Below are 13,524 nucleotides of genomic sequence, written 5' to 3' on the forward strand. Positions count from 1 at the left end.
CTAATCCCGATGTGCTGGCGGAGGGCCGCCGGCCGTCGACGTCGACGGGAGCGAACAGATGAGTGGTGCGGGCAAGGGGATCCGAAGACTCGTCGCGGGGGGAACCGCGGTGGTTCTCGCGGGCCTGGGCCTGGCCGCACCGGCCGCGGCCGCCGGCGCGGGCGGCTACAACGCCTATGTCACTGACAGCCGTCAGAACCAGGTGTACGTGATCGACACGGCCACCAACGCCATCACGGCGACCGTGCCCGTCGGCACGACCCCGCACGGCCTGGCGGTGCTGCCCGACGGCAGCCGCGTCTACGTCGCCGACCACGGCAGCGAAGCGGTCTCGGTGATCGACTCCGCCACCAACGCCGTCACCGCGACCATCCCGGTCGCGGGCGCCCCGAACTTCGTCACGAGCGCGCCGGACGGCAGGCACGTGTACGTCAGCAACGACGGCACCAACCAGCTCGACGTGATCGACACGGCCACCAACACGGTGTCCGCGACGGTCCAGGTCGGCTCGGTCGCCTCCGGCGTCGCGGTGATCACGCCGGACGGCAGGGCGGTCTACGTGGCCAGCACCAACGCCGGCACCGTTTACAAGATCGACACCGCAACCAACACGCAGTCCTCGACGATCGCCACGCCGCACCCGAGCGCGCTCGCCGTCTCCCCGGACGGCAGTGAGCTGGCCGTGGTCGACGAGACCGACAACACGCTGACCCGGTTCGCCACCGCGACCGGCGCGCAGTCCGGGGTCACAGCGATTCCCGGCAGCCCGCAGCAGCTGGTGTACGCCCAGGGCCTGCTGTATGTGACCGGCGCGGACGGCACGGTGGCGGTGCTCGACCACGGCGCCGTCACGCACACGATCCCGGTGTCCACCAGGGTTCTCGGCGGCATCGCGGCGACGCCAGACGGCGCTTCCCTGTACGCGGGCAACTTCTTCGGCAACGGCGTCAGCGTGCTGAACACCGCCACCAACTCCGTCAGCACGGTGATCCCGACGCCGGACAGCAGCCAGCCGTACATGGTCGCCATCGGCAATCGCAGCGCCGACCTCGCCGTCAAGCTGACGGCCAACCCGGCCGGCCTGCTCGTGCACGAGGTGACGTTCACCGCGACCGTGACCAACAAGGGCCCGGGTTCGGCCAGCGGTGCGACAGTGAAGTTTAGCTACGCCAACGGTTTTGTCTCGCCGTCGGCCCCCGGTTGCACCGTGAACGCCGGCGCCCGCACCGCGACGTGCCAGTTCGGCGCCCTCGCCAACGGCGCGTCGGCCAGCAAGTCGCTTCGGCTGACCGTCGGCCTGCTGACGATCTCCGGCTCGATGCCGGTGACCGCCACGCGGACCGCGAGCACGCCCACCGACGGCAACGCCGCCAACGACAGCTCGACCGTCACGTGCTCGGCGCTGACCTCGATCCTCGTCAGCTGCTAGGAAACGAGCGCGGCGATGCCGTGATCGATCAACGCGGTGGCCGCCGGGCTGATCGGACCGTCCTCCCGCCACGCCAACGCCAACTGGCCCCGCAGGGCCGGGCTGGCCACGGCGATCGGGTGGAGTCCGGGCCCGGCGGCCATCGACGTCGGCAGGAAGGCGACGCCGAGGCCGCGCCGAGCCAGCTGTATGACCATGGTCGGATCGTTGGCCTCGAAGGAGATTCGCGGCGTGAAGCCGGCCAGCGCACACGCTTCGTCCACACAGGACCGAATGCCCGTCCCGGTCGGCATGCTGATCAGCTCACGGTCGCGGAACGCCTTGATGGGCAGTGATTCCTTGCCTTCAAAGGGATCCCCGTCGCCGACGACCGCCACCATCCGCTCGTCCACGAAGATCTTCAGCGCCACGCCCGGATAGGACGTCGACGAGCTCAGCGCGATCACCGCGAGGTCGAGCGCGCCCGCGCGGACCGCGTCCACCAGCCGGTCGGAGTTGTCCTGGGACAGGGTGATCTCGATGGCCGGGTGCGCCCGGTGGAATCCGTCGATCATGTCGGCGATGGCCACCGCCGGGCAGGACGTGATCGTGCCGATGGCGACTCGGCCGCGTACCAGTCCGTTCAGTTCATCGACCACCTGCTTCGACCCGGCGACGGCGCCCAGGGCCGCCCGGGCGAAAGGCAGCACCGCCGCGCCCGCCTCGGTCAGCGTCACCGTGCGGCCCGTGCGGTCCAGCAGCGGCAGGCCCAGCTCCCGTTCCAGCTGCTTGATCTGCGCGCTCACGCCCGGCTGCGCCACGTGCAGACGCTCCGCCGCCCGGGTGAAGTTGCTGTCCTCGGCCACCGCGACGAAGTACTCCAGCTGGCGAAGTTCCATAACCATGGATTCTAGTAGCCAGCTCAACTAGTTCTTGGACTTCTCGCTCGGGGCCGCGCAGGCTTGAGCCATGACAACCACTGCCAGGACCCCCGAGGACATCTCCCGCCTGTTCGTCGAGCTGGCCAACGCCGGCGACGTAGACGGCATGGCCAACCTGTACGAGGAGGACGCCGTGCTCGCCTTCCCACCCGGCTCCCAGACCGTCGGCCGCGCCGGCATCCGTGAGCTCATGGTCCAGCTCGTCGCCCGCGGCGGCACCTTCACCGTCGAGGAGGCCCTGCCCACCATCTACCAGGGCGACGACCTGGCCCTCACCTCCACCGTGCCCTCCGACAACACCGGCGGCCGCGTCCAGCTCGTCCGCCGCCAGCCCGACGGCTCCTGGCTGCGCGTCATCGACCGCCCCGAAACCCGCCCCTCCTGACCCCCGCCCCACTCACCTGCGCTTCACGCCCCGCTCCGCCCCCCGCTTCACCCCCCTCTTTTCCGCCACATGTGGACCGCATTCCGCACCGAGAGTCGAATGTGCGCCACATGTGGCAGAAAAGTGGAGGTGGGAGCGCAGCGGCCGGGCGTCACATGCGCTTCCTCTGTGGCGCCAGGGCGCAAGTGGGAAGCGCATGTGGCGGAAAGGGGTCAGGCGCCGAACGGGAAGCGGCCCGTGACCTGCCAGGTGTCCTCGTACCGCAGGACCCAGAGCTGATCGAGCCTCGCCGGCACGGGCGCGGCCAAGGCGGCGATGGTGGCGGCATCCGCATCGGATACGCCCATTGCCAGCGTCAGATGAGCCTCCGGCGACGGGCCGAAGCGGCCGCCGTACGGCACGACCGCCGGCCAGTGGCGGCGCACCTGGGCGGTGAGCGGCGCCAGCGCGGAAGAGGTCAGCGCCACGAAACCCGGTTCTCGTACCACCCGGTCCAGCACCACGTCCATCGGCGCCAGCTCGCCCGCGACCTCGGCCAGCTTCTCCAGGGTGGCCGAGGTGAAGGGGTAGAGCATGGTCACGTGGCCGGTGTCGCCCGGCCGGACCACGTCCGGGAACCGGGCGGCGACGTGGGCCAGCAGGGGAGCTGCGGTGGGCACGGGGATGATCAGGGCGGACTGACCGGGCTGGGGCACCGGCCCAGTATCCGCCGCACGGAGCGAACTATCCCCTGGTGGCGTCCATCTCCCGCGCCAGCACCTTGGCCGCCTTGGTCAGCAGCGGCACGACCTCGTCCACGGCGATCATGCCCATCCGGGTCTCGGGCCCGCTGATCGAGATCGCCGCGTTGGACGGCGAGCCCGGCACGGCCACGGCCAGGCACCGCACGCCGATCTCCTGCTCACCGTCGTCCACGGCGTAGCCCTGGTCGCGGATGACCGACAGCTCGGTGCGCATCGCGTCCACGGTGGTGATCGACCGCTCGGTCTGCGGGTTCATCTTGGCGCGGGCGAGCACCTGGTCCACGGCGTCCTCCGGCAGCTGGGCCAGGATGGCCTTGCCCACGGCCGTGCAGTGCACGTCGACCCGCCGCCCGACCTCGGTGAACATGCGCATGGAGTGCCGGGACGGGGCCTGCGCCACGTACACGACCTGGTCGCCGTCGAGCACGGCCATGTTCGACGTCTCGCCCGTGACCTCGGTGAGCTCGGCCAGGTAGGGCCGCGCCCACGCGCCGAGGGTGCGGCTGGCGGTCTCGCCGAGCCGGATGAGCCGCGGGCCCAGGGCATACCGGCGGGACGGCTGCTGCCGCACGTAACCGCCGCCGACCAGGGTGCGCATGATCCGGTGGATCGTCGGCAGCGGCAGCCCCGAGCTGGCCGCGAGCTGGCTGAGCGCGACCTCGCCGCCGGCCTCGGCCATCAGCTCCAGCAGCTCGAAGGTGCGTTCGACCGACTGCACCCCACCGTTGTTCGTCATGCGATCAGGGTCTCCCTGTACTTGGCTGGACCCCAAGGGTAGCGTGGCTGCCGACGGTTCTGGAAGAAAAACTCCACGATGAGGAAAACAGTGCCTGAGATCCTGACCCCGGAGGCGGTGGATTTCATCACCGACCTCAACCGGACGTTCGCCCCGCGTCGCGACGAGCTCATCGCCGCGCGTGCCGCCAGGCGTGGCCGGAAGCTGGACTTCCTGCCCGAGACCGCGCACATCCGTGACGCGCAGTGGCAGGTGGCCGAGGCTCCGCCCGCGCTGCGGGACCGGCGGGTGGAGATCACCGGGCCGACCGAGCGCAAGATGGCGATCAACGCGCTGAACTCCGGGGCCAAGGTGTGGCTGGCGGACCTGGAGGACGCCAACACGCCGCACTGGCACAACGTGGTCTCCGGTCAGGAGAACCTGTACGACGCCGTGCGCGGCACCATCGTGCACACCTCGCCCGAGGGCAAGCACTACGCGCTGCGTTCGGACGTCCGGCCCGCGACCATCGTCATGCGCCCCAGGGGCTGGCACCTCGACGAGCGTCACATCGACGTCGACGGCCGTCCCGCGGTCGGCGCCCTGGTCGACTTCGGCCTGTACTTCTTCCACAACGTCCGCGAGCTGCTGGCCCGGGGCAGCGGGCCGTACTTCTATCTGCCGAAGATGGAAAGCCACCTCGAAGCGCGGCTGTGGAACGACGTCTTCACCCACGCACAGTCCGCTTTGGACGTTCCGCACGGCACCATCCGGGCCACCGTGCTGATCGAGACCGTGCCGGCCGCGTTCGAGATGGAGGAGATCCTCTACGAGCTGCGCGACCACGCCTCGGGCCTCAACGCCGGCCGCTGGGACTACCTGTTCAGCCTGATCAAGACCTTCCGCGACGCCGGCGAGGAGTTCGTGCTGCCGGACCGCAACACCGTCACCATGACCGCGCCGTTCATGCGGGCCTACACCGAGCTTCTCGTGCGCACGTGCCACAAGCGCGGCGCTTTCGCCATGGGCGGCATGGCCGCGTTCATCCCCAACCGGCGCGATCCCGACGTCACCGCGGCCGCGTTGGAGAAGGTTCGCGCCGACAAGACCCGCGAGGCCAACGACGGCTTCGACGGCTCCTGGGTGGCGCACCCCGGCCTGGTTTCCGTGTGCCAGGAGGTTTTCGACGAGGTGCTGGGCAAGCGCCCCAACCAGTTGAACAAGCTGCGGCCCGAGGTTCGAGTCACGGCCGACCAGCTGTTGGACGTCAAGTCCACCCCCGGCGAGGCCACCTTCGCCGGCGTTCGGTCCGCTGTGGACGTCGGCGTGCGGTACATCCAGTCCTGGCTTTCCGGCAACGGCGCGGCGGCCATCCACAACCTGATGGAGGACGCCGCCACCGCCGAGATCTCCCGATCCCAGCTGTGGCAGTGGGTTCACAACGGCACCGTGCTGTCCGACGGCCAGGTCGTCACCGCCGACCTCGTCCGCCAGGTCCTGTCCGAGGTCAAGGCCGAGCTGTCCGGCGACCACCTCGACGAGGCGGCCGAGCTGTTCGAGCAGGTCGCCCTGGACGACGACTTCGTGGACTTCCTGACACTGCCGGCCTACGCCAAGATCGACTGATGGACCTCGACAAGCTGGTGTCCGAACTGGACAGCCAACTGTCCGACGTGGATGCCTTGCGGGACAGGCTGTTCCCGGGCTCGACCGGCGTCCGCCAGCCCGTGCACACCGTGTACGTGCCGGCGGACCAGGTCGTGCCCGACCTGGCCCGGTCGTGGGGTGAGCGCGCCCTGGCCAGCCTGGACGCGTTCGCCTCCGACGCGGGGGCATTCACCGGTGCCACCGGCGTGGACGCCGTCGGTCTCTACGACCGCGTCCGGGCCAAGCTGTCGACCGAGCCCATCGAGGATCTGCGCATCGATTTCGAGGACGGCTACGGCGCCCCGGACGATGCCACCGAGGACCGTCATGTCGTTGAGGTGGCCGCAGTCCTGGCGGCCGCCGCCACCCCGTTCTCCGGCGTCCGCATCAAGGGCTTCGAGCCCGCCGTCCGCCGCCGTGGCGTCCGCACGCTGTCCCTGCTGCTCGACCACCTGAACCCGTTGCCGCCCAACTTCGTCATCACCCTGCCCAAGGTGACGTCCGTCGAGCAGGTCGAGTCCATGGTCTGGCTCTGCGCGCAGTTGGAGCGCCTTCCCGGCGAGCTCCGTTTCGAGCTCCAGATCGAGACCACCCAGGCCGTGCTCGGCCCGGACGGCGCCGCCACCGTCGCCCGGATGATCCACGCCTCCGACGGCCGTTGCACCGCTTTGCATTACGGCACTTACGACTACAGCGCCGCTTGCGGCGTCACCGCTGCCCATCAGTCCATGGCTCACCCCGTGGCCGACCATGCCAAGAACATCATGCTGCTGGCCGCCGCCGGCACCGGCGTCACCGTCTCCGACGGCTCCACCAACATCCTGCCGGTCGGCGACTCCGACGCCGTACACGCCGGTTGGCGCCTGCACACCCGCCTGGTCACCCGCTCCCTGGAGCACGCCTTCTACCAGGGCTGGGACCTGCACCCCCACCAGCTCCCCACCCGCTACCTGGCGACCTTCTCCTTCTACCGCAATGCTTTTCCGCAGGCCGCCACTCGGCTCAACGCCTACCTGGCCAAGACCGCCGGCACCTTCCTTGACGAGCCCGCCACCGCGCAGGCCATGAGCGCCGCGCTGGTGCGGGGCATCGACTGCGGCGCTTTGGATCCCGCCGAGGTCGAGGCGGCCGTGGGTGCTCCTCGGTCTGTGCTGGACGGCTTCGCCCGGCGAAGGGTCGGTTAGGTCGACGCGTCTTTGAGCAGCCAGTCGAACTCGCCGCGGCGAGCGAGGTCGTCGACCATCTGTGCGGCGGCCTCCTCAGTCACCTCCGGAAGCACGACGAGGTTATGGTCGTAGAAGGTCACGGGGAAGCGCAGTTCGCCATAGGCCGATGAGGCGTCCAGTGTGTCGATCCCGGCCCGGTCGACGGACTCCGGCACATCAAGCGACCAGGTCGACTCGGACGGGTCGACGCTCCCGAGTCAGCTCGGGCACCGGGATGACGTTCGGCTCGTAGAACGGTGACGGATCGCAGGCGTCCTGGATGATCCGGCAGGGGTCACAGATCATCGTGGGGAACCGGCGATCCCCGTTTTCGAGGAATGGCTGGATGAACACGCTGTCGAAATACATCGTGTCGACCAATCCGATCTGGCGGCCGGTAACCGTCCTGAATGGACCGGGAGAAGTGGCCGGGCCGAATACCGGGATGCTCAGGAAGTGGCCCGCCCCAGATAGGTCAGCACCCCGGCGTCGGGCACGTCGATGACGTGGAACCCGAGCCGGTCGTAGAACTTCCGTGCCCCGACGTTCGCAGTCACCATCCCCAGGTGCACCGCCGGCACGTCCCGCGCGGCCAACGCCCCCAGGAAACGGGATATCAACTGCCGCCCGAGGCCCTTGCCCTGGTACTCCGGCAGCAGGTCGATGTGCAGATGCGCCGGGTACTCGGCCAGCTCGGGAACGATCATGCGTTCGGGCTGGTGAAGCAGCCCCAGCATCTGATCCGTGGGCGTCTCCGATGACGTCGGCGCCGGGTACCGATCGATCACCGCCGGCAGCCATTCGGAGCGCCACCGCCGCACCAACTCCTCCGTGGAGGCGGTCCCGACCACGTATCCCACGGCGCGGGACCCGTCGTCGACGACAAACGCCAGCGACGGGTCCAGCGCCACGTACGGCGCCAGGAAGATCGTCGGCATCAGGTCCTGGTCGGGATACAGATGCCGGGCGTCGCCGCCCGCGTCGGCGGTGCGGACGCAGACGTCGTACAGCGCGGGCAGGTCAGCGGGTTCGGCTGCGCGGATCACCGCTGCATTGTGCCCAATCCGGCCTCCCGGGCCAGCACGATCGCCTCGGCCCGGGACGCGGTCTGCAGCTTGGTGAAGATGGCCGACAGGTGGTTGCTGACGGTCTTCGGCGACAGCCTCAGCTGCCGGGCGATCAACTGGTTGGACAGCCCGGCGGCGACGAGGTCGAGCACCTCGCGCTCCCGGCCGGTCAGCCCCGGGAAGGGCATCGTGGCCACGCTCAGGGGCCGGCCGACCAGGCCCAGCAGCCGGTCGGCGGCCAGCCGGCCGAAGATCATCTCGCCGGCGGCGACGCCCGCGATGGCCCGCACGATCTCCTCGCGGCCGGCCTCTTTGTGCAGGTAGCCGCGCACGCCGCTGCGCAGGGCGGCCCGCAGCGAGTCGTCATCGTCGGACGACGTCAGCGCCAGCACGGCGACGTCTCGTGCGGACCGCCTCAGCTCGGTCAGCACGGTGTCGCTGTCGGCCAGATCGAGCACCAGCACGTCGGGGCGGTGCAACAGCACCTCCCGCACGGCGTCGCGCGCGCACGACGCCTCGCCGACGACGTCGAAGTCGCCGCACAGCACCCGTAGGCCCAGTCTCACCACCGGTTCGCCGCTGGCCACGACGATCGTCACCCCGTCGGTGACGGTCCGCCGAGCCGGCAGCGTGAGGACGGCCCCCGCGGCCGCCACGTTGCTCATCGCCATAGTCCTGACCCCCAAGGTCCTCAGCCGACGTCGACGCTAGGGCAGGGCGTTCATATCCCGTTCAAATCCCGGTTCGTGACCATTCCGTGACGCCGTGGCGGCAATTCCGGAATGGGGTCAAGACTGGCCTTTTCCTAGGGGGTCTGCTGTTAAGTTGACACGGTCGTCAGGCGTGCTGACGTTGTTGAGCAGGCTGTCGCGGCGAGGACGGGCAGGCGGTGCGATTAACCCCGGTTTTCCCTAGTTGACGTCGGTCCATCGCCATTCTACGGTCGGGCTTGACGCGTTCGATGAGGGTTTTCTTTGCGAGCAGTGCGAACGTGGGGTGAGTGCACTATGGAGCTTGTCGATCGGTCTGGCGAATGGGAACTTCTCAAGGACGCCTTCGCCGCCTGCGGCGAAGGCCGGGGCCAGCTGGTCCTGGTCGGCGGCCGCTTCGCCAGCGGCAAGACCGAACTGCTGCACGCCTTCGGCGACCACGTGGTCGACTCCCGCGCCCTGCTGCTCAGCGCCACCGGGGCCCGCTCGGAGGGCGCGCTCCAACGAGGCGTGCTGGGCCAGCTTTTCCACAGCGACACCCTGCCGCCGTCGGTGATCGCGCGCGCCGCCAGCCTGATCCTGCCGGCGGCCGACCCGGGCCAGTTCGGCGGCCCGTCGATGCGCCCGTCGGACGCCCGCGTGGCGCAGGAGCTGTGCACCATCGTGTCCACGCTGGCCAAGGACCGCCCGGTGGTGATGCTCGTCGACGACGTGCAGTACGCCGACGACGCCTCGCTGCAGGCCCTGCTCTACCTGATCCGCCGGATGCGGACGATCCCGGTGCTGATGGTGCTGAGCGAATGCGCGCAGCCCTGGACGCCGCGGCCCTGGTTTCACGGCGAGCTGGCCGGCTGCCCGCACCGCGAACTAACGCTTCAGCCGTTGTCGGCCCACGGCGTGGCCGAGCTGGTGCAGCTGCGGCTCGGCCCCGGCGCGCTTGAGCTGGCCGATGGCATCCACGCGGTCAGCGGCGGCGTGCCGCTGCTGGTGAAGGCGTTGATCGAGGACCAGCCGCACGGCGTCGGCCAGCCGTACGTCGGCGCCGCGTTCGGCCGGGCGATCCTGGCCTGCCTGCACCGCTGCGAGCCGAGTTTCCTGGAAGTGGCCCGTGGCATGGCGATCCTGGGCGACCAGGCCACGCCGGCGATGGTGGGCCCGCTGATCGGCATGGACGGCGGCTTGGTCGAGCAGCACCTGGACGGCATGGCCCGCTCAGGTCAGTTCAGCCCGGCGGAGCTCAAGCGGCCGGCCGTGCACGCGGCGCTGTTGGACAGCCTGAGCCCGGCCGAACGCGTGACGATGCATCGGGACGCGGCGGAACTCCTTTACTGGAACGGGGCTTCGCCGATCACGGTCGCCCGACACGTGCTCGGCGCGGACGACGCGAGCGCCCAGTGGGCGATCCGGATCCTGCGCGACGCGGCGGACCAGTCGCTGGTCGATGACGACGTGGACACGGCGATCCGTTGCCTGAGCCTGGCTTTGCGGGCCAGCACCGACGCCAAGGAGCGCATCCTCATCACCGCGGCGCTGGCGAGGGCGGAGTGGAGGGTCAACCCGCTGGCCGCCTCGCGCCGGCTCGCGCCCCTCCACGACTCGCTGGTGGACGGCACGCTGACCGGCCGCGATCTCGTCACGTTCATCAGATACCTGCTGTGGCAGGGAAAGCTGGACGACGCGACCGCGCAGCTGGGCCCCGTGCTGGAGTCGCTGACGGAGGCCGACGCCCAGATCGCGGCGGAACTCGGCCTGGCCTACCAGTTCGTCTACGGCACGGCTCCGGTGGCGCTGCCGCAGGAGGCCACCAACAACCCGTGGACACGGGCCCGGGTCACGTTGACGTCGATGATGCAGCACGGCGGCGGCGAGGAACTGGTCAACAACGCGCTGCACGTGCTGGCCAGCTGCGCGCTCGGCGACTCCACGCTGGAGATGCTGGCGACGGCGCTGTCGGTGCTGATGGGCGCGGACCGGGTGGACGAGGCGGCGGCGGCCAACGACCGCCTGCTCGCCGACGCGGAGCGGCGCAATGCCCCGATGTGGCAAGCGGTTCTGGCCAGCATGCGGGCGCACATCGCGCTGCGCCAAGGGGATCCGATCCGGGCCGACGAGCTGGCGGCCTCCGCGCTTGAGCTGATGAGCCCGCAGAACTGGGGCGTGCTCATCGGATATCCGTTGTCCACCTTGATGTTGGCCAACACCGCGATGGGCCGGCACGAGCAGGCGGCGGCGCTGGCCCAGCTGATCGTGCCGGAGGCCATGTTCAAGACGATCTTCGGCCCGCGCTACCTGAACGCCCGTGGCCACCACTACCTGGCCACCGGCCGGCTGCTGGCCGCGTTCAGCGACTTCGAGGAGTGCGGGGAGCTGGTGGCCGGCCTCGGACTGGACATGCCGGTGATCTCCATGTGGCGCGGCGATCTGGCCGAGGTGCAGGTGCTGCTGGGCCGGCCGTGGACGGCCAAGGAACTGGTCACCGCCCAGCTGGAGTGGGCCGGTGGCGTGACCGGTCGGGTCCGGGGTGTGTCGCTGCGGGTGTTGGCGGCCACCAGCGATCCGGCGGAACGGCCGCGGCTGCTGTATGCCGCGCTGGACCACCTTCAGGTCAGCGGGGACCGGCTGGAGCTGGCCCGCTGCCTGGTCGACCTGGCCCAGGCGCACCACGAGCTGGGCGAACTGGAACTGGCGCGGTCCGCCGCGCTGCGGGCGAGTCAGGAGGCGAGGTCGTGTCACGCCGCACCACTGCTGGACCGGTTGTCCCGGTGGAGCGTCGACGTCGCGGAGACACCGAGTGCGGCGCCGGACGAGGGCGACGACGCCGTCGGCTCGGTGCTGAGCGCGGCCGAGCTGAGGGTCGCCGCCCTGGCGACCCTGGGGCACACCAACCGCGAGATCGGTCGCCGCCTCTACATCACGCCCAGCACCGTCGAACAGCACCTGACCAAGGTGTACCGGAAGCTCAACGTGGGTGGCCGCAAGGACCTCCCGGCGGGCCTGTCCCTGCACGTGGCGTCGACGGCGACGACCGGATGACGCAACTACTCGACTTCTGTCTAGGACATTTGTATAGGACAGGTGGTAGAATGAGTGCATGGGACATCGAGAAGACCTGCTGGCCGGCGCCAAGCGCTGCCTCGTCGAGAAGGGTTACGCCAGAACGACTGCGCGTGACATCGTGGCCGCCTCCGGCGCCAATCTGGCGTCGATCGGCTACCACTACGGGTCCAAAGAGGCCCTGCTGAACCAGGCACTCATCCAGTCGGTTCGGGAGTGGGGTGAACAGCTTGCGAAGACTCTGATCGAGGCCGAGGTGGCCCACCTGGGCCCGCGCGAACGATACGAGGCGATCTGGGGACGCATCGTCGAGATGTTCGGTGCCAACAAGCAGTTGTGGACCGCGCAGTTCGAGGTGCTGGCGCAGATCGAGCACGCCGAGGACGTTCGCCAGGTGCTGACCGCCGGCAACGCCGAGGGTTGGCCGGGACTGGGCATGCTCTTCAACAACATCGACCCCGAGGTGGACGGGCGGCAGGCGTCGCTGGTCGGCGCGTTCAACCAGGCGCTGCTGACCGGGATCATGGCCCAGTGGCTGATCGATCCCACCACCGCGTTGAACGGTGACGACATCACCGAGGCGCTGGGCATCATCGCGCGCAGCTTCACGGCGAAGGACGAGACCGTCACGGTCGGCAGTGCCAGCAACTGATGTTCGGTTGACCCGGGCGCCGCGACCCCGTCAGCGGGGTCGCGTCCGGACTGGCCCTGTTCGTCCGCGGAGTCGAGCAGGGCATGCACGTTCTCGAGCCGCCGCCGCGTGATGATCCGCCGGCCCTCGATCTGAGAATCCTCAGCTTCTTTCCCGACGCCGCAAGGCGTTGACGTCGCACGCCCATGGTCCGCCGCGTAGCTGCCACGCGCGGCGGAGCGCTGGATCCTTGCCTTTTTCACTCTCGTCCTCCCTCGGGGGAGGGCCCTCGACTTGTGCCCCGGGTGGGTCACTCACGGTGCTGTGACGATCACCTAGGGGCCCTCGATGCGGTGCCATCGGGGACAAAACAGCAGGTAGAAGTACATTTAAACGTACGTCCTAGACGTATGAATCAAACGTATGTATAGTTCAGTCCAACGCAGATCCGAAGTGCCGATCCCACATCAGGAGTCTGAAGTGACAACCACGCAGCTCAACACGGGAACCACGGTCCAGCTCGACCAGGTCCGCAAGGTCTATGGCAAGGGGGACAACGAGGTCGTCGCGCTCGGCGGCGTCACCATCGGCTTCCGCCAGGGCACGTTCACCGCCGTGATGGGGCCCTCGGGCTCCGGCAAGTCCACGCTGCTGCACTGCGCGGCCGGCCTGGACACCCCGACCTCCGGCTCGGTCACGCTGGCCGGCCAGAAGATCGACGGCCTGTCCGAGGCGAAGCTGACGATGCTGCGCCGCGACCGCATCGGCTTCATCTTCCAGTCCTTCAACCTGCTGCCGGCGCTGACCGTCTACCAGAACGTCACGCTGCCGCTCCAGCTGGCCGGCCGCAAGCCGATCAAGGCCGAGGTCAACCGGATCATCGAGCAGGTCGGCCTGGCCGAGCGCCGCCACCACCGCCCGGCTCAGCTCTCCGGCGGCCAGCAGCAGCGCGTCGCCATCGCCCGTGCCCTGGTCACCGGCCCCGCGGTGATCTTCGCCGACGAGCCGACCGGCGCCC

General features: G+C 69.5%; 13 protein-coding genes. 7 read left to right on the forward strand and 6 right to left on the reverse strand.

Annotation, left to right across the window (positions count from 1 at the left end; all coding sequences use genetic code 11):
• Nucleotides 1-109: 109 nt before the first annotated feature.
• The gene (locus KUTG_RS39860) at nucleotides 110-1,429 is read left to right on the forward strand and encodes a YVTN family beta-propeller repeat protein (protein WP_043724390.1); all 1,320 of its coding nucleotides are present in this window, start codon (nucleotides 110-112) and stop codon (nucleotides 1,427-1,429) included.
• Here the strand turns inward: KUTG_RS39860 and KUTG_RS39865 are convergent.
• A complete protein-coding gene (locus KUTG_RS39865; RefSeq protein ID WP_043724391.1) occupies nucleotides 1,426-2,307 on the reverse strand; it encodes a LysR family transcriptional regulator in 882 nt (293 codons plus the stop codon). The two genes, KUTG_RS39860 and KUTG_RS39865, sit on opposite strands and share 4 nt — an antisense overlap.
• Nucleotides 2,308-2,377: 70 nt before the next feature.
• On the opposite strand from KUTG_RS39865, the gene KUTG_RS39870 reads away from it, so the two are divergent.
• Nucleotides 2,378-2,734: a YybH family protein gene (locus KUTG_RS39870; protein WP_043724393.1), complete on the forward strand. Its 357-nt coding sequence runs from the start codon at nucleotides 2,378-2,380 to the stop codon at nucleotides 2,732-2,734.
• A 212-nt stretch (nucleotides 2,735-2,946) separates the two neighbouring features.
• Here KUTG_RS39870 and KUTG_RS39875 read toward each other — a convergent pair whose 3' ends face one another.
• Together KUTG_RS39875 and KUTG_RS39880 are read right to left on the reverse strand one after the other, a co-directional pair.
• Nucleotides 2,947-3,429 carry a 2'-5' RNA ligase family protein gene (locus KUTG_RS39875; protein WP_052395946.1) on the reverse strand — a complete coding sequence of 161 codons (483 nt, stop codon included), beginning with the start codon at nucleotides 3,427-3,429 and terminating at the stop codon, nucleotides 2,947-2,949.
• 28 nt (nucleotides 3,430-3,457) lie between these two features.
• A complete protein-coding gene (locus KUTG_RS39880; RefSeq protein WP_043724397.1) occupies nucleotides 3,458-4,213 on the reverse strand; it encodes an IclR family transcriptional regulator in 756 nt (251 codons plus the stop codon).
• 90 nt (nucleotides 4,214-4,303) lie between these two features.
• Here KUTG_RS39880 and aceB point away from each other — a divergent pair, with 90 nt between their 5' ends.
• Together aceB and KUTG_RS39890 are read left to right on the forward strand one after the other, a co-directional pair.
• On the forward strand, nucleotides 4,304-5,818 hold the full coding sequence (gene aceB, locus KUTG_RS39885) for a malate synthase A (protein ID WP_232241210.1): 1,515 nt from the start codon (nucleotides 4,304-4,306) through the stop codon (nucleotides 5,816-5,818).
• Complete coding sequence (locus KUTG_RS39890; RefSeq protein ID WP_043724402.1) at nucleotides 5,818-7,023, forward strand: DUF6986 family protein; 1,206 nt, start codon at nucleotides 5,818-5,820, stop codon at nucleotides 7,021-7,023. Before aceB ends, KUTG_RS39890 begins: the two co-directional genes overlap by 1 nt.
• On the opposite strand, the gene KUTG_RS39895 is transcribed toward KUTG_RS39890, so the two are convergent.
• The 3 genes from KUTG_RS39895 to KUTG_RS39910 form a co-directional block, all read right to left on the reverse strand.
• Nucleotides 7,020-7,220: a hypothetical protein gene (locus tag KUTG_RS39895; protein WP_043724404.1), complete on the reverse strand. Its 201-nt coding sequence runs from the start codon at nucleotides 7,218-7,220 to the stop codon at nucleotides 7,020-7,022. The genes KUTG_RS39890 and KUTG_RS39895 overlap by 4 nt on opposite strands.
• A gap of 273 nt (nucleotides 7,221-7,493) precedes the next feature.
• A complete protein-coding gene (locus KUTG_RS39905; protein WP_198047468.1) occupies nucleotides 7,494-8,090 on the reverse strand; it encodes a GNAT family N-acetyltransferase in 597 nt (198 codons plus the stop codon).
• Nucleotides 8,087-8,776 carry a LuxR C-terminal-related transcriptional regulator gene (locus KUTG_RS39910; RefSeq protein WP_084581519.1) on the reverse strand — a complete coding sequence of 230 codons (690 nt, stop codon included), beginning with the start codon at nucleotides 8,774-8,776 and terminating at the stop codon, nucleotides 8,087-8,089. Before KUTG_RS39910 ends, KUTG_RS39905 begins: the two co-directional genes overlap by 4 nt.
• A gap of 342 nt (nucleotides 8,777-9,118) precedes the next feature.
• Between KUTG_RS39910 and KUTG_RS39915 the strand changes: the two genes are divergently transcribed.
• From KUTG_RS39915 to KUTG_RS39925, 3 genes are all read left to right on the forward strand, one after another.
• On the forward strand, nucleotides 9,119-11,854 hold the full coding sequence (locus KUTG_RS39915; protein WP_052395947.1) for a helix-turn-helix transcriptional regulator: 2,736 nt from the start codon (nucleotides 9,119-9,121) through the stop codon (nucleotides 11,852-11,854).
• Between the two features lie 58 nt (nucleotides 11,855-11,912).
• A complete protein-coding gene (locus tag KUTG_RS39920; protein ID WP_052395948.1) occupies nucleotides 11,913-12,527 on the forward strand; it encodes a TetR/AcrR family transcriptional regulator in 615 nt (204 codons plus the stop codon).
• 459 nt (nucleotides 12,528-12,986) lie between these two features.
• A partial coding sequence (locus KUTG_RS39925) for an ABC transporter ATP-binding protein (RefSeq protein ID WP_043724412.1) occupies nucleotides 12,987-13,524 on the forward strand: 538 nt, incomplete at its 3' end.

Origin of the sequence: Kutzneria sp. 744, assembly GCF_000568255.1 — a bacterium.
Classification (GTDB): domain Bacteria; phylum Actinomycetota; class Actinomycetes; order Mycobacteriales; family Pseudonocardiaceae; genus Kutzneria.